Origin of the sequence: Pararhizobium sp. A13 (assembly GCF_040126305.1) — a bacterium.
In the GTDB taxonomy this organism is placed as follows: Bacteria; Pseudomonadota; Alphaproteobacteria; order Rhizobiales; family Rhizobiaceae; genus Pararhizobium.
In genome coordinates this window covers 370,726-391,894 of the sequence record NZ_CP149511.1, presented here as the reverse complement: position 1 = coordinate 391,894, position 21,169 = coordinate 370,726, and the positions used below count along the sequence as shown (strand labels likewise).

At 59.7% G+C, this 21,169-nt stretch carries 15 protein-coding genes and 1 pseudogene; 6 read left to right on the top strand and 10 right to left on the bottom strand.

Going from position 1 to position 21,169, the window contains the following annotated elements:
- Positions 1-84: 84 nt before the first annotated feature.
- Positions 85-1,203, bottom strand: coding sequence for a ubiquinol oxidase subunit II (gene cyoA / locus WI754_RS23375; protein WP_341487677.1), 1,119 nt, complete (start codon positions 1,201-1,203; stop codon positions 85-87).
- A gap of 303 nt (positions 1,204-1,506) precedes the next feature.
- Between cyoA and WI754_RS23370 the strand changes: the two genes are divergently transcribed.
- Positions 1,507-2,832, top strand: a complete 1,326-nt coding sequence (locus WI754_RS23370; protein ID WP_341487676.1) for an MFS transporter — start codon at positions 1,507-1,509, stop codon at positions 2,830-2,832.
- A 252-nt stretch (positions 2,833-3,084) separates the two neighbouring features.
- On the opposite strand, the gene WI754_RS23365 is transcribed toward WI754_RS23370, so the two are convergent.
- Positions 3,085-5,088 carry an aldo/keto reductase gene (locus tag WI754_RS23365; RefSeq protein ID WP_341487675.1) on the bottom strand — a complete coding sequence of 668 codons (2,004 nt, stop codon included), beginning with the start codon at positions 5,086-5,088 and terminating at the stop codon, positions 3,085-3,087.
- Positions 5,089-5,121: 33 nt separating this feature from the next.
- Positions 5,122-5,294 (bottom strand): annotated as a pseudogene (locus tag WI754_RS23360) (sugar ABC transporter ATP-binding protein); the annotation flags it as partial.
- Between the two features lie 177 nt (positions 5,295-5,471).
- Here WI754_RS23360 and WI754_RS23355 point away from each other — a divergent pair.
- Positions 5,472-6,380: a helix-turn-helix domain-containing protein gene (locus WI754_RS23355; RefSeq protein ID WP_341487674.1), complete on the top strand. Its 909-nt coding sequence runs from the start codon at positions 5,472-5,474 to the stop codon at positions 6,378-6,380.
- Positions 6,381-7,113: 733 nt separating this feature from the next.
- Here the strand turns inward: WI754_RS23355 and WI754_RS23350 are convergent.
- Complete coding sequence (locus WI754_RS23350; RefSeq protein WP_341487673.1) at positions 7,114-7,383, bottom strand: DUF1488 domain-containing protein; 270 nt, start codon at positions 7,381-7,383, stop codon at positions 7,114-7,116.
- Between the two features lie 653 nt (positions 7,384-8,036).
- Here WI754_RS23350 and WI754_RS23345 point away from each other — a divergent pair.
- Positions 8,037-9,671, top strand: a complete 1,635-nt coding sequence (locus WI754_RS23345) for a carboxypeptidase (protein ID WP_349438048.1) — start codon at positions 8,037-8,039, stop codon at positions 9,669-9,671.
- Between the two features lie 507 nt (positions 9,672-10,178).
- Here WI754_RS23345 and WI754_RS23340 read toward each other — a convergent pair.
- Together WI754_RS23340 and WI754_RS23335 are read right to left on the bottom strand one after the other, a co-directional pair.
- Complete coding sequence (locus WI754_RS23340) at positions 10,179-10,466, bottom strand: type II toxin-antitoxin system RelE/ParE family toxin (protein WP_341487672.1); 288 nt, start codon at positions 10,464-10,466, stop codon at positions 10,179-10,181.
- 94 nt (positions 10,467-10,560) lie between these two features.
- Complete coding sequence (locus WI754_RS23335) at positions 10,561-11,886, bottom strand: hemolysin family protein (protein ID WP_341487671.1); 1,326 nt, start codon at positions 11,884-11,886, stop codon at positions 10,561-10,563.
- 441 nt (positions 11,887-12,327) lie between these two features.
- Here WI754_RS23335 and WI754_RS23330 point away from each other — a divergent pair, with 441 nt between their 5' ends.
- Positions 12,328-14,226, top strand: coding sequence for a potassium transporter Kup (locus tag WI754_RS23330; RefSeq protein ID WP_341487670.1), 1,899 nt, complete (start codon positions 12,328-12,330; stop codon positions 14,224-14,226).
- Positions 14,227-14,773: 547 nt separating this feature from the next.
- On the opposite strand, the gene WI754_RS23325 is transcribed toward WI754_RS23330, so the two are convergent.
- Positions 14,774-15,703: a LysR family transcriptional regulator gene (locus tag WI754_RS23325; protein WP_341487669.1), complete on the bottom strand. Its 930-nt coding sequence runs from the start codon at positions 15,701-15,703 to the stop codon at positions 14,774-14,776.
- A 111-nt stretch (positions 15,704-15,814) separates the two neighbouring features.
- Here WI754_RS23325 and WI754_RS23320 point away from each other — a divergent pair, with 111 nt between their 5' ends.
- Both WI754_RS23320 and WI754_RS23315 read left to right on the top strand, forming a co-directional pair.
- A complete protein-coding gene (locus tag WI754_RS23320) occupies positions 15,815-16,567 on the top strand; it encodes a 3-oxoacyl-ACP reductase family protein (RefSeq protein WP_341487668.1) in 753 nt (250 codons plus the stop codon).
- A gap of 26 nt (positions 16,568-16,593) precedes the next feature.
- Positions 16,594-17,193 carry an NAD(P)-binding domain-containing protein gene (locus WI754_RS23315; RefSeq protein WP_341487667.1) on the top strand — a complete coding sequence of 200 codons (600 nt, stop codon included), beginning with the start codon at positions 16,594-16,596 and terminating at the stop codon, positions 17,191-17,193.
- 392 nt (positions 17,194-17,585) lie between these two features.
- On the opposite strand, the gene WI754_RS23310 is transcribed toward WI754_RS23315, so the two are convergent.
- From WI754_RS23310 to WI754_RS23300, 3 genes are all read right to left on the bottom strand, one after another.
- The gene (locus WI754_RS23310) at positions 17,586-18,833 is read right to left on the bottom strand and encodes an SfnB family sulfur acquisition oxidoreductase (protein ID WP_341487666.1); all 1,248 of its coding nucleotides are present in this window, start codon (positions 18,831-18,833) and stop codon (positions 17,586-17,588) included.
- Between the two features lie 30 nt (positions 18,834-18,863).
- Positions 18,864-19,646, bottom strand: a complete 783-nt coding sequence (locus tag WI754_RS23305) for an ABC transporter ATP-binding protein (protein WP_341487665.1) — start codon at positions 19,644-19,646, stop codon at positions 18,864-18,866.
- A gap of 129 nt (positions 19,647-19,775) precedes the next feature.
- Complete coding sequence (locus tag WI754_RS23300) at positions 19,776-21,110, bottom strand: ABC transporter substrate-binding protein (protein ID WP_341487664.1); 1,335 nt, start codon at positions 21,108-21,110, stop codon at positions 19,776-19,778.
- Between the last annotated feature and the right edge of the window lie 59 nt (positions 21,111-21,169).

Here is a 21,169-nt window from a genome sequence, read left to right as displayed (position 1 = left end):
TCTCGAAATGCGGCCCAAGGGCTATTGAGGGCCTTGCGCGTCCCCCGGCACCGGATCGTCCGGCGCCGCCGAGCACGGGAAGTCCTAGTGCATTTTATGCATGTCGTGGTTCATCGCTTCCGGCTCCTCCTGCCGGTCCTCGATGCCCTCGGCCGGCTCTTTGCTGCGCGAAGGGTTGCCGGTTTCCGGGAAGGTGGCGCCGGACGCAGCTTCGCCGGAAATGCCGCCGCCCTCCGTATGGCGGTTGTCATGCTCCAGCTTGGCCCGGTTTCCATGGCTGTCGACGCCCGCGCCGCCCATCATGTCCATATGCATCATGTCCTTCATGCAGATCTGCCCGGCTCGCACGCACATGTTGAGAACGGCGTCATAAAGCCCGTTCTCGACGGAGGCATAGTAGCGGACGGGCTCCTTGATGCTCGGCTTCTCAAGTTTCAAATAGGCGTCGCGATTGAGCATAGTGCCGCTCTGCTTCGCCTGCGCGATCCATTCATCGAAACCCGCCTGATTGAGCCCGTGGAACTTGAAACGCATATGGGAGAAACCGTCGCCGCTATAGTTCGATGACAAGCCCTGGTATTCCCCCGCCTTGTTGATCACCGCATGCAGCTTGGTCTGCATTCCGGGCATGGCGTAGATCATGCCGGCCAGTGCCGGCACGTAGAAGGAATTCATCACCGAGGAGGCGGTGATCTTGAAGTTGATCGGTACATCGACCGGCGCGGCCAGTTCGTTGACCGTCGCAATCCCGTAGTCCGGATAGAAGAACAGCCATTTCCAGTCGAGCGCCACGACCTCGACGTTCAGCGGCTTTACCTCGGACGTGACGCGCCGGGCCGCATCGATCCGGTCGAGCGGCCGGTAGGGATCGAGCTTGTGGGTACTGACCCATGTGATGGCGCCCAGCGCAATAATGATCGCAAGCGGTGCGGACCAGATGACGACCTCGAGCCCGGTGGAATGATGCCATTCGGGATCGTATTTGGCGGCCTTGTTGGACTGGCGATAGTGCCAGGCAAAATAAAGCGTCAGGCAGATGACGGGCACGATGATGATCAGCATCAGGATCGTCGAAATGACAATCAAATCCCTTTGCTGCGCGGCAATATCCCCTGAGGGCGACATGACGACCATGTTGCATCCGGTGAGGGTCGGCAGCATGAGCATGATCGATAGTCGGGCGGAACTGAATTGCGTCGGCATTTCGGGCTCAACTTGCGTTCTGTTTAGTCGGCAATAAACAGCCGCGGTCGTACTGGGAATGAGGTGCTTCGTCGCAGCGCAGCATTCTGTCGCAGTGCGATAGAGATTTTTGGCTGTCCGTCGCTACAGATTTGTACTAGCGCAATAGGCGTTATCGGTTTCGCTGCTCTCCCGCTGGGGCAGGCCGATGGGTGTCGACGTCTGCAACCTCGCGCGGGTTTCGAACGTTTCGCCTAATTCTTGATATTGGACGTCGATTAGGCAACACTCGAAGGACATGGCGCACATCGCTCGGAGAAGTTCATGAGTTCGGTCGTCAACCCCACATCCACTGGTCTTGAACGGGATGCCCGTCGCATTCATGACGACGACAAGCCGTTGTCGCCGGGCAGCATTGCCATCGGCGTGGTAATCGGCCGAACGTCGGAATTCTTCGATTTCTTCGTCTACGGCCTCGGCTCCATTCTCGTTTTCCCGAAGCTGATCTTCCCGTTCGCGCCCAATCCGGTAGCCGCGACGCTGATGTCCTTCGCACTGTTTCCGCTTGCCTTTCTCGCCCGTCCGCTCGGCTCCTTTGTCTTCATGTGGATCGATCGCAACTACGGACGCGGGACGAAACTCACGATCGCGCTGGTGATCCTCGGCGGCTCGACGGCATCAATCGCGTTCCTGCCGGGCTACGCGACGATCGGATACTGGGCCGTGGCGCTTCTGGCGCTCTTCCGGCTGGGACAAGGTTTTGCGCTTGGCGGCGCATGGGACGGCCTCGCATCCCTGTTGAACCTCAGCGCACCGCCGAACCGTCGCGGCTGGTATGCGATGATCCCCCAGCTCGGCGCGCCCATCGGCTTTGCGCTGGCGAGCATTCTCTTCGGCTACTTCGTCAATAGTCTCTCCGAGGCCGATTTCCTCGAGTGGGGCTGGCGCTATCCCTTCTTCGTTGCTTTCGCGATCAATGTGGTGGCGCTTTTCGCCCGCTTGCGCATCGTCGCCAGTAAGGAATTCGGCGCGGCTATGGACGCCCAGGAGTTGCAGGCCCGGCCGATCTTCGAGATGCTGAGCAAGCACAGCACCGACGTCGTACTCGGCGCCTTCGTGCCCTTGGCGAGCTTCGCGATGTTCCACCTCGTCACTATCTTTCCCTTGAGCTGGGTCATCCTCAACGGCGGGCAGTCGGCAGCGGAGTTTCTGTGGGTCCAGGTTGCCGGTGCGGCCGTTGGCGCCATCGGCATCGTGCTCTCCGGCGTGATCGCCGACAGAATCGGCCGCCGCAGCCAGCTGATGATCGGCGCGATCCTGATCGCGATCTTTAGCTTCTCGGCACCGTTCCTTCTCGATGCCGGGGGCAAGGGGCAGGACGCCTATATCCTGATCGGCTTTGCCATTCTCGGCCTCACCTTCGGCCAATCATCCGGCGCCGTTTCGTCGCGCTTCACGCAATACTACCGCTATACCGGCGCAGCACTCACCTCGGATCTCGCCTGGCTCCTGGGCGCAGGTTTTGCGCCCCTGGTGGCGCTCGGCCTTGCCAGCAGCTTCGGGATCGTCTTCATCGGCGGCTACCTGATTTCCGGCGCCATCTGCACATTGGCGGCTCTGAGCCTTACCCGGGCGCTCGACCAGTATTAAGGCGTTGTCATGTCCCGTGATCTGCTCGCGCCCGCCATTTCGATCGGGTTGTGGAAGACGCGGGCTACGACGCCGTAACATCTCCCATGCGCGAATTTCGGCATCTCTGTCGCGATGCAGAAGCCAGGGCCGCCCGCCTTGATGACTGCTGCAACATTCAATCCCTTTCAAGCAGAAGTGGTTGAAACGCCTCGATAGCTATGGGCGCGGTGGCAGCAATCGAAGGGCGCGCAAAGAGCACAGCCCAATCGATCAGCCTTCCAGCCAACGCACCTCTTCCGGAGTAAGCGTGATCTGTATGGCCTTGAGGCTGTCTTCCACTTCCGCCACAGTCCGCGGACCGATGAGCGGGATGATCGGGAACGGTTGGGCGATGACATAGGCGAGGGCGATGTGGATCGGGCTACAGCCGTGCTTCTTTGCGAGTTCGATTGCGCGGTCGCGGCGTTCGAAATTGCGGTCGGAATACCAGACCCGGACGATTTCCTCGTCGTCATGCTTGTCGCGCCCTGCCCTGTCGGTGAAAAAGCCCCTCCCTTGGCTCGACCAGGCGAAGTTGGGAATCTGCCGCTTCTTCAGCCAGACTTTCCAGCCGTCGTCTGACGCCGCGACACAGCCGGGCCAGATGGGATCGAGCATCTGCGCCAACGAGAAGTTGTTGGAAAGGGCCGCCGGGGCCGCCTTGCCGTTTTTCTCGGCGTAGACGGTGGCCTCGTCCATGCGTTCGCGCGTCCAGTTGGACCCACCGAAAATACCCCGGATGCGCCCACGCCGGACCTCTGCGTCCATGGCATCGACGAATTCGCCGACCGGGATGTCCGGATTGTCGCGATGCATGAAGTAGACATCAACATAATCCGTCTTCAGCCGCTCCAACGACTGATCCAATTGCTTAGCAATCACGTCCGGATAGCAGAGCGGCGAATGGGCACCCTTGCCGATCAGGACGATGTCCTCACGGTTGACCTTGCGGCTCGTAAACCAATCGCCGAAAATGCTCTCGGTCTTGCCGGCACCGTAGACGAATGCGGTGTCGAACAGGTTTCCGCCCGCCTCGTAGAAGGCATCGAGCGTCAGCGAGGCAGAGGCGAAACTCGGGAAGAACTCGAAGCCGAGCGCAACCGTGGAGGCTGGCTTGGCCACGCCGGGGATCTGCCGTTTGGGGACGTTCTTGCCCGAGACGACTGCCGCGCCCGCTATGTTGGCGGTCCGCCTGGCGGCCGTCTCGATCCCGTACTCGAGACCAACGGATGCGCGCCACCGATCGAGAACGCGCAGATTGGCGCACGTATCTTCAGCGCTCATGCCGGGGAAGGTGAACCGGGTGCGGCCAGCACGGATCGCCTCGCCCACCGCATCGACCTCGAACGAGTAGAGATAGCGCTTCTCCTCGACTTCGATTGCCTGCTGTCCATCGCTCCTGATGATGTCGATGCGACCTACCCCGCCGTGCTTGCCCGAGGCGAACCAGAAGTCCTTCACCTCGATGCGGCCTTTCGAACCGATGATGCGCAGCACGTTGTCCTGCTGTGCCATGATCGAGCAGGACACCTCCGCGACGATGTCGTTGGGGAACTTGAGGACCGCCGACGCCCACTCGTCGACGCCGGACGGCCCCAGACGGGCAGCGCCGGACACCGTCAGCGGTTCGAGGAAAGGCTTGTTCTCGGCGGCACCGGCGAGCATGCACACCATCGAGACCGGGTAGCCGCCGACATCGAGAATGCCGCCGCCGGCGAGATCATTGGCAAAGAGACGGTGCTCAGGGCGATAACCGCCCATGTCGAAGCCGAAACTCGAGCGTATAATCCGCACTTCGCCGATCGTCCCGTCCCGCACCAGTTCGACGAGACGGGCCGTCTGCGGATGGAACCTGTACATATAGGCTTCGCCGGCGAAGACACCGGCCTTTGTCGCCTCGTGGAAGATCGATTGCGCATCGAACGCTGAAAGCGCCATCGGCTTTTCGACCAGCACATGCTTGCCGGCGCGTACCGTTTTGATCGCCCATTCGGCATGGCTGGTGTGCGGCGTGGCGATGTAAACCGCGTCGATCCCCGGATCCGCGACAAGCGTGTCGTAACCCTTCACGATGCGCGCGCCCGGAAAGTCCTCGCCGAGGTGGGGCTTGTCCGGATTGCGGGTGGCGATGGCCACCAGGCGGCCCGTCGCGGAATGGGCAATCCCTTCTGCGAATGTCCGCGCGATGGTGCCAGGGCCGATGATACCCCAACGGATAGGTTGTTCTGAGCTCATGGAATATCCTTTTCGGTCAGTCCTGGGGATTGATCAGCGCAGCCGCGTGCCTTCAGCATCGAACGGGAAACAGCGTCTGTCGAAGAGCCCGACAGGCGCGATTCCGGCCTCCCGATGATCAGCGGTTCACCGGATAAGGTGGCATAGACATAGAGGTGCTCCGCGACAGCCACGCGGACGGAAAGGTCGGCTTCGCCTCGGCCACTGCGTGCCGGAAGGCCTTTGTCGGCGACGCGGGGAACTGGTTGGTGGGATCGCCCTGGAGATCGAGACGTGCCGGAAACACTTGAAGCACATTGAAAACCTCCCTTTTTCAATTGTCGTCCTTCAGCGAACATGGGCACATTATCACCGGGCGAAAATCTGTCTCGTACAAAGGGAATGTGGATTTGGCGGAAAGTAAGATGGTCGAACGAGCGATCAACCAGCCGGGTGCCCGCAGCATCGAGGGCATGCCAACCCGGTTGCATTTCTTCCACGCCCATCCCCCGACTATGCTGCGCGCGCATTGGCATGCGCAGATCGAAGTAAACTACGTGATGCAAGGCTCGGTGCACTATCGCATGGCCGACCATGATCTCAGGCTCGGCGCCGGACAGATATGTCTGTTCTGGGGCGGGCAGCCGCACAGGATGGACGAGTCCTCCGACGATTCCATCTATGCCGGCGCTCATCTGCCACTGGTGCATTTCTTCCGCATGCGGCTGCCGCCGGCAATCTCGGCAATGCTGATGGGCGGCGCTACGATGCTTACATCCAAGACGGATTGTGCCGACGACCGTAACTTTCCGCGCTGGCGTAGCTGGGCTAACTCCGGAGACGAGATAAAGGCCCAGCATGCGGTGGAAGAACTGCTGCTGCGCGTCGAGCGAATGTTCATGGAGCCTTACACGATCGTTTCGTCCGGCAAGGCATGCACGGCCGAGAACTCCTCGGTTTCGCCGTCGTCCGGCGTCGAGCGCATGTGCGATTTCATCGCTGCCAACTTTCTCGAGGAGATCGATGCAGTCGATATCGCCGCAGCAGCCGGATTGCATCCGAAATACGCCATGAACCTGTTTCGCAAGTCGACGGGTATGACGATGATCAAGTACTTGACCCTGCTGCGCCTTTCGCGGGCGCAAGCCATGCTGATAAATTGCAACGACAGCATTCTGCAGGTGGCGCTGGATAGCGGCTTCGGTTCGGTGAGTGCCTTCAACAAGGCTTTCCGGCAGATTGCCGGCATGCCGCCTTCGGATTTCCGGCGCGACATTCGCGTCGCGGCCCGGGGAACCAGTTTCTTCAGCTAGGTAGCTGATTGTATTGACGGAGCCGGTTGACTGAACCGGCTCCTAATTTCGTTCCTAACCTAGATTGTCACGGTCGCCGTTCGCGGCTTTTTCGCTATCCTCGGCGAAATTCATCAAACGATCCGGAAGCTTTTTGCGACGAACCTTGAGGAAGATCAGAAGACAATCTGTGCTTGGCGAGAAAAGTGGACAAGCGCGATCGTTGACGAAAAGTTGACCGATGTTGCTGCATCACGTTTGAGCGGGGATTTATGAGATGAGACCGTCCCCATGATCCACTTGGCCCCTGGCTTCGACGAGTATCGTGAGCGACTGGCACAGACTTCATCTCTGTCCAACTTGGCACTTCGAAATCTGACGCTTTGAGGTCGAACGTGTTGGGCCGAGCAGAAACTTCGGCCGCCCCCCTTTCGAGATGACGAGGAACTTTTCTCCAAGACGTGCAGTTACACCACTACAGCGAGAAGCGCCGCAAACTCAAAACCGTTCGATCCGCGACAACACAGAACGCAGGGAAGCGCGTAGAGTATTCCGCGGCTAACTAATCCCTGAGAACATCTCGTCATCTACTGCGTCAAGGGCGAAAGCCGCCACCTCGATAAGTGGCGGCTGGGCTGTGATTGTCTTTTGCGGCCAGCGCGCGTCTGGTGCAGGCGACAGTGTGGCCGAACTTTTGACGCCGGGCCTCTTGCTCGCGACGCAACGCCGCGCACGGCGTTGCGTCGTTCACGGTTTACCTGAAGTTCGATACATCCAACAGAACTGTGGCTTGCGCATTGGAGTTGTACGCGCGCTTCGCCGCGTCCAGGATTATTGCCCGCATCCTGTCGAAGGCTTCGAGATAGTCTCGTTCTGCTGCCGGGGTTCTCAGAGCCAATCCCCTGGCGAGAACATCGACGGTCACGAAACATTTGACCTCAAACATTCCATCGTAACCGGTAAAGCGAACGCGCCTGTGGGTTTCGTCATAACTGCGGGCACTATTGGGAAATGAGAGAGTCATGACGTACCTTCGGTTCGAACGAATTGGAAGAAACTAGCGCAAAACGAAATAGGCGACAAAGATCAAGGGGAGAGAGTCTAGAGCGATTCAGTTCGCAGTATCGTCGTTCGCCTTTTTATTTTCGATCGCCAGCTCCCTCAGCAAATCGGCAACTTCGACAAGTGCGCCGCCGCCTCTTCAAGCGTTCATCCGGCGCGGATTGCTTCTTCCATGACCTGTTGAAACTTATTCTCAATCGCTTCCTGACAATCGAGGAATCGGTAGTCGTAGTCGCCATCGTGCTTCGGGGCTTTGATCGGCTGCATGTTGGTTCCTCCGGCTGGCGACTAGACAGTATGCGCCTACATCGGCGAATCCTTAAGTTTTTTTCATCGCAATTGGACGGTGAGAAGGTCGGCCGGTAGAGCGCTAGACCCCCAGATATGATCGCCAAGGCGGAGAGGATGTACGGCGCGGTCATGGGTTAGAACGCGCGTTGCGATAGGTCGGCGCGCCGGAATAACTCTGTCGGCATAGAAACTGTGAGGAAGGTTGCTGGCTTTTGGGGCGAGACTGGCGGAACATAGTATTGCCTCGAGGGCGTGACATCTCGGCCGGCCGGAATCCTTGCCGGAAAAGGAATTCGGTCCCACAATCGAGCACCGCCTCGTCGCTTGCCCGGACCACAGCACGCCATTTGCTCTGCCAGACGCGGCGGGCTTTTTGCTGATCAACATGAGTTGAGTTCTCCGGACGGCGCCGCCCGCATTACAGTCCTCTGCACGGCGCGACCATGGAGGAGCTGGATCTTGCGTGTGTTTCATATTACCCAAATCGTCGCGCTGTTGTTCGCGCTTCTCGTCACGTCAGTGTCGGCACAGGAGCCGGACGATCGTCCGTCGCCGGAGCAAAGCGCACCGGGCGGAATTTTCAGCCTCATTCCGCCGGACTCCGTCACTCAGCATAGCCTGAAGCTCAGCACCGAAACGCTGCCTTATACGGCGACAGCAGGCACTCTCGACGTGTTAGGGCAGAACGGTGAACGCTCCGCCATAATCTACTATACCGCCTACGTCGCGAAGGATCGCCCTATCGACCGACCGCTCACCTTCGTGTTCAACGGAGGGCCGGGCGCTGCTTCGGCCTATCTTCATCTCGGCCTGGTCGGTCCGCGCGCGCTTGAGTTCGGGGAACGTCAGGACGATGGCACTCGGCCATCTCTCAACGACAATCCGGATAGCTGGCTGACATTCACCGATCTCGTCCTGATCGATCCGGTAGGGACCGGCTGGAGCCGTGCGGCCAGCAACGATATTGCCACAAGCTTCTACGGGGTTCGTCAGGACGCCGAGAGCCTCGCCAAGGTCATCGCCCTCTACGCGCAGAAGAACGGACGCGTGCCTTCTCCGAAATATCTCGTTGGCGAAAGTTACGGCGGATTTCGCGCCGTGAAGGTCGCTTCGGCCCTTAAAGATATCCAGGGAATAATTGTTTCAGGCATCGTCATGGTCTCACCGATGATCGAGGGCCGGTTTCTGTGGAGCGCTAGCGACGATCCACTCACCGCTGCCCTGCGCTTGCCATCGCTTGCCGCTGCAGAGCTTGAGAGGAAAAATAAGTTCGATCAGAACCTCGTGATGGAGGCCGAACGTTTTGCCATGACCGACTATCTTGCCTCGCTCGCAGGTCCTTCTCCCCAAGGGGCTTCAGCGGAACTGCTCTACTCTCGCGTGTCGGCGCTCACGGGTATCCCGCAGGAGGCAATCCGGCAAACACGCGGCTTCATCGGCGACACCTACAAGAAGAAATCGGCGGGAGCTCGCCGGGTTGTCAGTCCCTACGACGCGGCACATTCGGTGGTCGATGCCTATCCCGAAGCGGCCGCCGACCAGAACGAAGATCCGGTGCTCGATGGCTATACGCGGGCCTACGGAGCTGCCTTTGCCGCTTACGCCCGTGATGAACTCGCCTTCAGAACCGATATGACCTACACCCTGCTGAACGAGGATGTGAACCGCCGCTGGGAATGGAAAGGTGATCGGGGGGCCGACAACCGCATGACAGCTACCGCAGTGTCCGATATCCGCGACCTCCTATCGGTAATTCCCCAGTTTCGGGTGATGGTGGCGCATGGATATAGCGACGCGCTGACACCCTACGGTTTTAGCAAGTACGTTCTCGACCATCTACCGCCGGATCTTGGCGCGACCCGAGTGGAGCTTAAGCTCTATCGGGGCGGACATATGTTTTACACCGCGCCGGCATCACGGGCTGAATTCTCGCGGGATGTCCATGGTTTCTATCAATAGCACCAGAACTGACAAGAATCCTACGGGATTGTGACCACAACCCGCCGCTAACGCCCCAAATACAGCAACCAAAAACCGCTGGAGCGAGTTCAAAACTGGATAAAGCGGAGGCAAGGTCACATGCGGTTTGGGTCTTCTAGCGTTACCAAACAGCACCGCGATGTAAGAAAGTAGAGCCAAGGTGACGAGGTCACTAAGGACCTGCTAATAAGCCTCGTGAACCATCGTGGAACGAAGAATGTACGGTTGCCGAATTACTGCAGCGCAGTACGCCTTTTGGGTAGCTGTGTTATGTTGAGGCGTTGCTGGAGCCGCGTAGAAACTCGTTGACGGCGAACACAAGAGTTCCTGAGCCTCCGAAACATTCCCGCGAAGCGGCGAAACCCCACCTCCTTGTGGTTTCCTGCCGATTCAGTATGCCCAAATGAGCCGACCGCTTATGCCGAAGAAATGACTGCGTTCTTCGAGGGCTATGGCAGGTAATGGGCGGTGCTGTCAGTCGTAAGACTACTCGCCTTCGATCTCGACGGGCCATGTCTGGGCGTCATGCAAAACACGTATAACGCGAATCCAATCAGTCATCACCGCATAGGCGGCAATATTGGGTGTTCGGAGGATACCGAGCACGTGTTCCGGCAATCCGGCCAGTCCGCTTTCGGGAAAGTTGAGGCGACGACGTGCCGCGCGGACAATCTCCTCGTCGACGTGAACGGCAGCCCTCGGATTCTCTGTTTCGGTGTAACTGAAGATGTTGTCGCGATCGTCGAGAGCGTATTGCGCCCAGACAAGCCCCACCGGTCACGCAGTGCTGCCGCTCGGCGGTCACGGAAATGCATCTCGGCATCGACATCCTCGACATCGGGGCGCCGCGGCAATCGCGTCGGCCCTTTTATACCTCGGGAATGCGTTTGGCTAATATCTTGTCGATCCGCCGTCCGTCCATGTCGATGACCTCGAAGGACCATATGTCGTGCTGGAACGTCTCGCCCACCACAGGCAGATGCTTCAACTTATAGAGGGCGAAGCCCGCGAGCGTGTGGAAGTCGCCATCATCTGGACCATCGCCGAGGTCCAGACGTTGGAATGCCTCGTAAGCGGGCATCGATCCTTCCATCAGCAACGACCCATCCGTTCTCTCCACCACGTTGGGGAGTTCCCCCTCGGAGCCGGGTAGGTCTCCGGCGATCGCCTCGAGCAGGTCCGTCTGCGTGACGATGCCTTCCAAGCTTCCGTATTCATCGATCACGATGGCGAGGCGCACGGGCGATGCCTTGAAGTTGTCGAGGACGCGAAAGACCGGCGTTGACTCGTGTAGGACAAGGGGCTGCTTGATTACCGCCATGGGATCGATCGTGCCACCGTTGAGAACCTGGATCAGCAGGTCCTTTTTCAAGACCATTCCGATTGGTTCATCGATCGTGCCACGAGAGACCACAAGCTGATCGTGATGCGATTCGCGGATGGTCGTGAGCATGTCCTCCAGGCTATCGTCGGCGTCGATCCAGTCGACGTCAAGCCGCGGCGTCATGATATCGGAGATGTGGCGGTCGCCGATGTTGAACACCCGCTCGACCAATTGCTGCTGGGCGACGTCAAGAAGACCTCCCTCCTGGCTCTCGGCGACGAGAAGCTTCAGTTCGTCCGCCGAATGGAGTGACGACTCGCCCGTTCCGGGACGGAGTCCGACCAGCCTAAGGACAAGGTTGCCGAGACCGTTGAGCGTCATGATCGCAGGCTTGAGCACCACGAGGAAGAAGCCGAGGGGGCGCACTACGGCAAGTGCCGTTCCCTCGCTGCGCTGGAGGGCGAGGCTCTTGGGTGCCAGCTCTCCGAGGACGATATGGAGCGCCGTGATGATGATAAACGCGATTGCGATCGCGATCGCGTGCGAACTCGCGGTTGCCCATGTGCCGGGCAAGAACGCCAGAAGCGGTTCGATGAGATGCGCCAAGGCGGGTTCCCCGACCCAGCCCAGAGCCAGCGACGAAATGGTGATGCCGAGCTGGGTGGCGGCAAGATTGGCGTCGAGGTTGTCGACCGCCCTCTGCAGTGCAGTTGAGTTCATCCTGCCCGCGCTGACCAGTTCGGTGACCCTGCTCCGCCTGACCGAGACCAGCGAGAATTCCGCGGCGACGAAGAAGCCGTTCGCGGCTACGAGAAGAAATACGGCGAGGATGCCCACATAGTCGAATATACTGCCATCCTGGTCAGGCATGGGGTCGAGGTTTCCTGATTTGTTGAAGATTGCGGGAACGTAGCACGGGACATCGTGATGCTGGAACACCGCCTGGCTTGTTCGGTGGGTGAACCGCGAACGTCCAACTCGGAGCTCACTGCCGTTCGCAGGCTTTGAAATGCAAAGGGCGCTCGACCCTTTCGGGGAGCGCCCTCGCCGACCCGGATAACCTCGAGCGCACGACATCGTCGTTGCAGGAGGCAATCGAAACGGGTGATGGGCCATAGATGTAGGCTGTCTTCATCCGGTTCAAGAGGCACGCTATCAATTGCCTGAAGATGGCTGCATCAGCCTGGTGACACCACGGAGTTAACGGTGACTCCGCGGACGGTCTAGGATAGCATTTGCCGGACATGTCGCAGTGCACCATATGTTCGAAAGGCCCGTCGATCCGAAAACGCCCACTGTGCCGGAGACTGCATGACTGAATCCCACACCGTGGCGTCGGAAGAGACGTCCGAAACGCGCAAGTTCCTCGTCCTTCTCCTCGGCTCAATCGGCGTCGTCTATGGCGACATCGGGACCAGCCCTCTCTACGCGTTCCGCGAGGCCCTCCGTCCGTTCTCGCACGATGGCGTCAGCCAGGACGAAGTCGTCGGTCTCATCTCGTTGATGGTGTGGACACTAACGATCATTGTCACCTTCAAGTACGTCCTCTTCCTTCTGCGAGCAGACAACGACGGTGAAGGCGGTACGCTCTCGCTGCTGGCGCTCCTGATGAAGAAGTCGGGAAGCTATTTACCTTTTCTGTTTTTCGCGGGGATCATCGGTGCGGCGCTCTTCATCGGCGACGCGATGATCACACCCGCCCTATCGGTCATGTCCGCGCTCGAAGGTCTCAAGCTCGTGACACCCGCCCTCTCCGACTACGTGCTGCCGATGAGCGCCGCCGTCATGGCTGCCCTGTTCCTAGCCCAGTCCAAGGGCACGGCCGCCGTATCCAACTTTTTCGGGCCGATCACAGTCGTGTGGTTTCTGGCTATGGGCTGGGGCGGCCTACTGCACATCGGCGACGACGCGACGATCCTCCAGGCGCTAAACCCCCTCAACGCGCTCTGGTTCATCACCCATGCTGGCTTTGTCGGCCTCATCGTGCTCGGCGCGGTGTTCCTTACGGTAACGGGGGCGGAGGCGCTCTATGCTGACCTCGGTCACTTCGGACGCAAGCCCATTCAGACTGCTTGGTTCATCCTGGTGTTTCCCGCCCTGGCGCTGAACTATCTCGGTCAGGGGGCCTTCGTCCTTGCCCATCCCGAGGCGGCCGACAACCCATTTTACCGAATGTACCCGGAGTGGGCGCTTCTCCCCGTCGTCATTCTGGCAACGATGGCTACGATCATCGCCAGCCAGGCGGTCATCACCGGCGCGTTCTCGCTCGCTCGCCAGGCTGTTCATCTCGGCTTCCTGCCGAGACTCCAGATCACCTTCACTTCCGAGACGAATACGGGCCAGATCTACGTGCCGGCTGTGAACATCCTCCTCTTCGTCGGCGTCATCGTCCTGATTTTCGCTTTCGGAGACTCCGAGTCGCTCGCCACCGCCTACGGCATCTCGGTCACTGGCGCGATGGTGGTGACGACGCTGATGTCCTTTCAGTTCCTGCGGACTGCGTGGGGTTGGTCCGTCCTCACGGCCGGGGCGGTGCTCCTACCCCTGCTTGTCCTTGAGGCAGTGTTCCTCGGTGCCAACCTGCTTAAAATCCACGATGGTGGTTGGGTCCCGGTCATGCTCGCGATCTCAATGATGATTATCATGTGGACCTGGACACGAGGCTCGCACCTGCTTCGCGAAAAGACGGCCCGTCACGACATCCCGCTTGAGACATTCATCCGCTCCATCGAAAAGTCAGATCATGCCCCTGTCACGGTTCCAGGCACGGCCATTTTCCTGACCAGCGTCGGCGACAAGACGCCCGCAGTGCTGCTGCACAACATCAAACACAACCACGTACTTCATGAGAAGAACGTCATCCTCACCGTCCGGACGTCAGAAAAACCTTATGTCCCGGAAGAGAGCCGCGTGACGATGACGAAGCTGACTGAACGGTTTACCAGGCTCGAACTGTCCTTCGGCTTCATGGACGAACCCAACGTTTCGAAGGCGCTCGCACTCTGCAAGAAGGCGGGCTTCAAGTTCGAAATCATGCAGACGTCCTTCTATCTCGGACGACGGACGCTGATCGGCGATCCGAATTCCGGTCTGCCCAGGTGGCAGGATAACATCTACATCGCGCTTGCAGGCCTTGGGATCGACCCGTCGACGTATTTCAAGCTTCCCGCCAACCGGGTTGTGGAAATAGGGGAGCAGGTCACGATCTGATCCATTACTCCAGTCGGCAAAACGGGGCACCTATTTCAGCCACTTCGCACTTGGCGTACAGGTTCACCAGATACGGACAAGCGGTTCCAGGCCCTACATCGCAGGCGACGTCGTTCTCGGTTTGCCCAGATTAGTCAGGCCGTGGGCCAGGCGGCGGTGGCGGGAACAGCAATCCGCAACGAACTATGCGAACACATCACCTTCCTGAGAAGGGCCGGAGCGATCGTTAGCATCAAGCCACAGGCCTAGCTCGCCGAGCTAGCCGTTTCCTCTGGACGAAGGAGGGGGACTATTGTCCTACGATTGGGAAGGCGGGCGAGCGCGCAAGATCGCCGCGGCAAGGTGGGTGGACGGGGGTTGATCGTCGCGGCATTAGGTAGCAAAGTCCACCAACGTCGTCCTACGCCACTGAATCAAAAGAGCAATTCCTGAAAAAATCCCCAACTTGTAGAAGTTTAAGGTGCAGACGTCGACCGCGTTTAATTGCAGCCCTGCGCTTAGCGCTTACAAACGGACTTCGTCCAAAGAGCGCCAGCGACAGCGGACACTAGCCCAGCGTACCTGCAAACCGTTCTGGCCACCTTTCGCGTTGAAAGACCTCGCCGATGAAATCAATAAAAACGCGAGTTTTGGTCGGAAGTAAGGTTCGGTTCGCATAGTAAATCGAAATCGGACCAGCGTCCGCGTACCATGCAGGTATCAACCGGACGAGTTCACCGTTCTCCAGGTAAGGTAAGGCGTCCGGTTTCGCGATCATGGCGACGCCAAGCCCCAGAACCGCAGCTGATCGCATTGCGGCTGGGTCGTTGACGACGATCCTTTCCTTCAGCGCCGATGACTGCTCTTCACCTGCGACGTTTCTCATCTGCCACTGCCGAATTCGACCTGTCCGCAATGAACGCATGACGATGCCGTCTAGCTCAGTTAGGCCGGATGGGTCGTGAGGCGGAACCCGATCCTGCATGTATGACGGCGAGGCAACAGCGATAATGTGGGCCGAGGCAAGAGTCTTTGCGATGATACCCGGCGTCAGCTCGAATCCGCCACCAATCGCCGCATCGTATCCCTCGGCGATCAGGTCCACCTGCCGGTTCTCGAACATCCATTCCGGCCTTATCAGCGGGTATCGGCTCATGAACTCGGGCAGCTTGGGGAGAACATACTCAACTCCAAATGTGGGGCTCATGCTCAGTCTCAGCACACCTGCCGGTTCGGCCTGTTCGTTGGATGCCTCGGCAATCGCACCTTGAAGGCTCTCCAGGTGATCACGGACCGAATGAAGGAAGCGCTCGCCCGCCTCCGTAAGTGTCAGACTCCGCGTGCTGCGCTGGAATAGTCGGAGCTTCAAGTTGGATTCGAGGGTGGCGACATTCCTACTCACCGCGGCTGGCGTCAAACCCAGCCTGCGGGCTGCAGAAGAGAAGCTGCCGAGCTCCGCGCTGCGGACGAAGGACTCCAGATTTGCCAGGGTTTCCATGAGGCATCTTTCAATGATTACTTGAAATTAATAACAGTCAATTGTCACTAATCATAGAGCAATAAGAGGGCGATATTCACTCCATTGAAACCAAGCAACGGAGTGATCGCAATGACCAACACCTCTCTGAAACTGTCCGGCAAGACCGCCCTCGTCACGGGCGGTTCGCGCTCTATCGGCGCAGCCATCGCAAAGCGCCTTGGGGCAGATGGAGCCGCTGTCGCCATCACCTACAGCGCATCGCCGGAGAAGGCAGCCGCAGTCGTGACGGACATCGAAAGCGCTGGCGGTCGCGCCATCGCCATCCACGCCGACTCCGGGAACCCTGAATCCGTACGGGCCGCAGTGGCCAAGACGGAGGAAACGTTCGGCTCCCTCGATATCCTCGTCAACAATGCCGGCATCGCACTCGGTGGTCCGATCGAGGACATCAAGTTCGAAGACTACGAGCGCATGATCGCGGTCAATGTGACCGGTGTGTTCGTCGGCACGCAGGAAGCTGCACGCCGTATGAAGTCGGGCGGCCGGATCATCCATATCGGTTCGTCGATGGTCCGCTATGCAGCCTTTCCGACAGCCTCTCTCTATACGCTGACGAAGGGAGCCGTTGCCGGCTTCAACCGCAGCCTCGTGCGAGACCTTGGTCCCAAGGGTATCACCGTGAACACCGTGCACCCCGGCCCGACCGACACCGACATGAATCCCGATGGAGGTCCCGTCTCGAAGATCGTCGGCCCCGGCATGGCAATCGGACGCTACGGCAAGGACTACGAGGTCGCCAGCGTCGTGGCCTATCTCGCCAGCCCGGAGGCTGCCTTCGTGACCGGTGCTGACATCGTCGCCGATGGCGGCTTCACCGCCTGATCATCAATCCCACCTGGAGACCACCAATGTCTATTGGCATCATTGGTGCCGGCGAAATCGGCTCCGCATTCGCCCGCGCGCTTGCACGAAACGGGATCGCCGCAACGATCTCCAACAGCCGCGGTCCCGACACGCTTCGGGACTTCGCACGCGAACTGACTCCACACATCACGGCAGGCACTATCGAAGAGGCTGCCCAGGCCGATCTTGTGCTGGTCGCCGTCCCGTGGTCGAAGTTGCCAAAGGCATTGTTGGACCTTCCCGATTGGGCCAGCCGCATCGTGATCGACGCCAACAACCCGATCGAGCGTCCGCTCTTCCAGCCAGCGGAACTCAATGGCCGTCTGTCGACGGAAGTCTTCGCTGACTTGGTCCCGGGTGCTCGTGTCGTAAAGGCCTTCAACCATCTCCCTCCGCATCTGCTCTCTGGTGATCCGCGCGCCGAGGGTGGAAGCCGCGTCCTCTTCTACTCGGGGGACGACGCGAGGTCGAAAGCCGAAGTTGGTGCACTGATCGCCAAGCTGGGCTTCGCGGGGATCGATCTCGGTCCGGTCTCGGTCGGCGGAAAGCTCGTGCAGTTCCCGGGCGGTCCGCTCCCCGCACTCAACCTTGTGAAGTTTGGATGACGAACCTCGGCCGGCAGCTCACGCCTCCGGCCGAACGCTCTCACTGATAAAGGACCTTCGAATGGATATGCCTGTTTCCCCCAGCTATGCGCAAACTCGTGCGCATGATACCCCAGTTGCGTCCTGGGCCGCGGTTGCCAGCGTCGGGCCTGTTTGACCCAACGGTGTCGCGGTTGTCCGGCAATAAATACAGAAACTTGACCAGTATCCCGGATACATGGCACTGACGCAGATCCAGAAGGATATCATGGTGTCCATCGCCGGGAACAGGTCCGACACCCTGGCGTCGAGGAGCTGCGCGCCCTTACAACACTTTTCAGCCAGGGCCAATCCACCGGTAGTCGACAGGCAGGGAAGACGGCGCGATCGCCCGCCCCCTGCCCAAGCTATGGTCAGCTCCAGGCGTGGAGCGGCGGCTTTTCGCCGTTGAGGAAGTACTTCCCAAGGATCGAATACTTCCAGCGGACGGGGTCGTGCAGCGTGTGTGTGCGGGCATTGCGCCAATGGCGATCGAGACCGTGTTCGGCAAGCGTCGAGCGCGTGCCGGCCAGTTCGAACAGTTTGTTCGTGGCCGCAATTGCGATTTCCGTGGAGAGTATCTTTGCTTCGGCCGTGACGATCTGCGCCTCCGCGACGGTCTCAGCGTTCGCGTCGAGAATAGCGCGATCAATGGCGTAGCCTGCTCTTTCCAGTAGTGCCTGGGCCGCATGGAGCCGCAGTGTCAGGTCGCCGATCGCCTGGATCGTGTAGGGATCGTCCCACGCATTATCGACGCCGGAATCCACCCAGGCCCGACTCTTGGTGCGCACGAAACTGATCGTCTCGTCGATCGCGGCTTGAGCGATGCCTGTATCGACCGCAACCTGGATGATCTGGAAGATCGCCCCGTCCGCGGTCGGCACTTCATAGCCCTTGTAGCCGGGCACGAGATGCGTCTTCGGCACTTTGACGTTGTTGAGCAAGACCGTGCCCGACAGGGTAGTACGCTGGCCGAAGGAGGACCAGTCGTCGATGACCGTCAAGCCCGGCGCATCGCGCTCGGCGATTGCATACCAGGCCCTGCCCTCGTCATCGAGCGCGACGATCGGCACGAGATGGGCAAGCAGTGCGCCGGACGAGTAGAACTTCTGGCCGTTGACGACGACATGATCGCCGGCATCGACAAACCGGGTTTCGAAATCGACGGCACGCTTGGAGCCAAATTCAGAAAAGGCGTTGCCGAACCGCGTACCCTTCAAAACCTCTGCGAAGAGCAGCTTCTGCTGGTCGGCGTCAGAAACGGTCCGGATGGCGGCAACGACGCCCAGATGGTTCTGGGCGATCTGGCCGATGGAAGAGTCGGCTGCCGAGATGATCTCGATCACCTTCGCGAGTGTCGCATAGGAGACTTCGGGGCCGCCGAATGTCTTCGGCACGTTTATCGACCAAAGCCCGCTCTGCGAGAAAGCGTCCAGTTCCTTGACGGGCCAGATCCGCTCGCGGTCGCGTGCGGCTGACTCCTTGATGAACTCGGCCGCGAGTGCCTTGGCGACAGCGATCGCTTCGGCATCGGTCTTGATGATGTGGGCGGCCTCGGCGGGACGCGGAACCGGCGGCACGGCCTTTGCGGCATTCTCGGTGATGATGTTGGAAAGGGTCATGTTTGGTTTCTCCTCTTGGATTGGGTGGTTTTAACTGGCAAGGGCCGGGATGGCCGGAGCCACCGTCTTCTGGCCGAGATAGAAAGACTTCACGTCATCACGCTCGCGCAGATCCCGCGCATCGCCGGCAAGCACGGTCACACCATTTTCGAGGATGATGGCGCGATGGGCATATTTCAGCGCGACGGCAGAGTTCTGTTCTGCCACGAGGATCGAGAGCCCCTCGTCACGGTTGAGACGGCGCAGCGCGTGGAAAATGTCCTGGACGACAATCGGCGCCAATCCCATGGATGGCTCGTCGAGCACCAGCAGGCGAGGCCGCGACATCAGCGCCCGGCCGATCGCCGTCATCTGTTGCTCGCCACCCGACGTCAGGCCGGAAAGCGCCCGGCGCTTTTCCTTCAGCCTGGGAAAATGCGCGTAAACCTTCTCGAGATCCTCAGCGATTTCCGTGCGTGAGCTGCTCCGGCCGAGCCCGCCGGAGACGAGATTTTCCTCGACCGTCAGGCTGCGGAAGCAATGGCGACCTTCAAGGACCTGGACAAGTCCGGCCCGCACGAGATCGGTGGGGCTCGTCCTTGCGACATCGAGACCTTCGAACCGGATGCTGCCGGAAACGATCTGTCCACGTTCTGCGGGAAGCAGATTGGATAGAGCCTTGAGCGTCGTCGTCTTGCCGGCGCCATTGGCTCCGAGAAGCGCCAGGATCTCGCCGCGCGCCAAAGTGAAGCTGACGCCGGCAAGCGCCGTGATGGCATGATTATAGGTTGCCTTCAGACCATCGACGGCAAGCAGAGCGTTGTCGAGAACCATGATCGTGTTCCTGTGACTTCAAAAGGCTGGGATTGAAAGGAGAAGGCGCGAGGCTGGTTGAGAGGGAACGACAACCATCCCCGCGCCCAGTCTTCAAAGCCGCGCCCGCCGTCGCGCGGCTTTGAAGGATCAGTTTGTGGCGGTCTCGGCGTCTTCCGCCGTGCGCAGCTTGATGCCCTTTTCCGAGGCATAGGCTTCTGAGGATTTCTCGATGATCGGACGCAACAGCGCCCAGTCGGGCGCAATCCAGTCGGAAACGACATTCCACTTGGCGCCGTCCCACTGCTGGAAGGTCACATAGCCATTGCCCTCGTGATTGTCCCAAGTGACGTTGATCGAGTGGAAAAGACCCTTGGCCCCGAGTGCCTCGACACGGGCCGGATCGAGTTGCAGATGCTCGAAGCCCCAACGGACTTCGTCACCCGTCAGCGTCCGCTTGCCGAACTTCTCTTGCGCGATCCGGATCGCCTCGACATTCAGGATGCCGTTGACGATGCCGAGATTGTGGTAGACCGAGCCGATACGCTTCTTGTCTTCAAGGTTGCCCTTGCCCGCGTCGTAGATCGTCTTGACGATCTCCTGAACCACCGGATATTCGGCGCCGGACGCCTGCGTGGTGATCGCCGTATACCCCTTGGCCGCATCGCCAGCCGGAATGGCGTCTTCTTCCGAGTTCGACCAGACATTGCCGATGATGTGATCGACCGGAAAGCCGGTCTTGGCTGCCGTCTTCAGTGCGACGGGGTTCATGACACCCCAGCCGCGCAAGACGACGTAGTCCGGCTTGGCACGGCGGATCGCCAACCATTGCGACTGCTGCTCGTTGCCGGGATGCGGAACTTCGATCTGCTGCAGTTCGAAGCCGTATTTCTGCGCCAGCAGTTCGTAGATCGGGATGGTTTCTTTGCCATAGGGCGAGCCGTGGTAGAGCACGGCGATCTTCTTGCCCTTGAGGCTTTCAAGCCCGCCCTCTTTCGAGGCGATGTAATTCACGATGCCCGAGGTCTCGCTGTAGGGGTTGAGCAACAGCGGGAAGACATAAGGAAAGACGCGGCCGTCTGTAGAGTCGGTCCGGCCGTGGTTGACGGTAATGAGCGGCACCTTGTCGGCCGTGATCCGGTCGATCATCGCATAGGCAATACCGACGGAGAGCGGGTTCCAAGCCGCGACGTTCGGGTTGCTCTTCAGCCGCTCATAAGCCTCGACGCCGCGCTCGACCTCGTACTGGGTTTCGGCCTCCGACCAGGTCAGCTTGACGCCGTTGACGCCGCCATCGCGGGTGTTGATCAGGTTGAGATAATCGATGAAGCCGCCAAAGAAGCCGGTGCCGCCGGCCGCATAGGGGCCGACGCGGTAGCTCTGGAGCGGGAAGTACTGCTCGTCGGCATGGGCCATTGGCAGCGCCACCGTGAAGGCGAGGCCGGCGGCCAGCGCCGCGATCTTAAATTTGCTGAGGATCGTCATGTTTGGACACACTCCGGGTATCGACCGGGCAAGGCACCGGTCCTTTGTTGATCTGGAAG

Coding starts and splice junctions, on each gene's coding strand:
- cyoA (WP_341487677.1), bottom strand. CDS start 1,203: ATGCCGACGCAATTCAGTTCCGCCCGACTATCGATCATGCTCATGCTG.
- WI754_RS23370 (WP_341487676.1), top strand. CDS start 1,507: ATGAGTTCGGTCGTCAACCCCACATCCACTGGTCTTGAACGGGATGCC.
- WI754_RS23365 (WP_341487675.1), bottom strand. CDS start 5,088: ATGAGCTCAGAACAACCTATCCGTTGGGGTATCATCGGCCCTGGCACC.
- WI754_RS23350 (WP_341487673.1), bottom strand. CDS start 7,383: ATGACTCTCTCATTTCCCAATAGTGCCCGCAGTTATGACGAAACCCAC.
- WI754_RS23335 (WP_341487671.1), bottom strand. CDS start 11,886: ATGCCTGACCAGGATGGCAGTATATTCGACTATGTGGGCATCCTCGCC.
- WI754_RS23330 (WP_341487670.1), top strand. CDS start 12,328: ATGACTGAATCCCACACCGTGGCGTCGGAAGAGACGTCCGAAACGCGC.
- WI754_RS23325 (WP_341487669.1), bottom strand. CDS start 15,703: ATGGAAACCCTGGCAAATCTGGAGTCCTTCGTCCGCAGCGCGGAGCTC.
- WI754_RS23320 (WP_341487668.1), top strand. CDS start 15,815: ATGACCAACACCTCTCTGAAACTGTCCGGCAAGACCGCCCTCGTCACG.
- WI754_RS23315 (WP_341487667.1), top strand. CDS start 16,594: ATGTCTATTGGCATCATTGGTGCCGGCGAAATCGGCTCCGCATTCGCC.
- WI754_RS23310 (WP_341487666.1), bottom strand. CDS start 18,833: ATGACCCTTTCCAACATCATCACCGAGAATGCCGCAAAGGCCGTGCCG.
- WI754_RS23305 (WP_341487665.1), bottom strand. CDS start 19,646: ATGGTTCTCGACAACGCTCTGCTTGCCGTCGATGGTCTGAAGGCAACC.
- WI754_RS23300 (WP_341487664.1), bottom strand. CDS start 21,110: ATGACGATCCTCAGCAAATTTAAGATCGCGGCGCTGGCCGCCGGCCTC.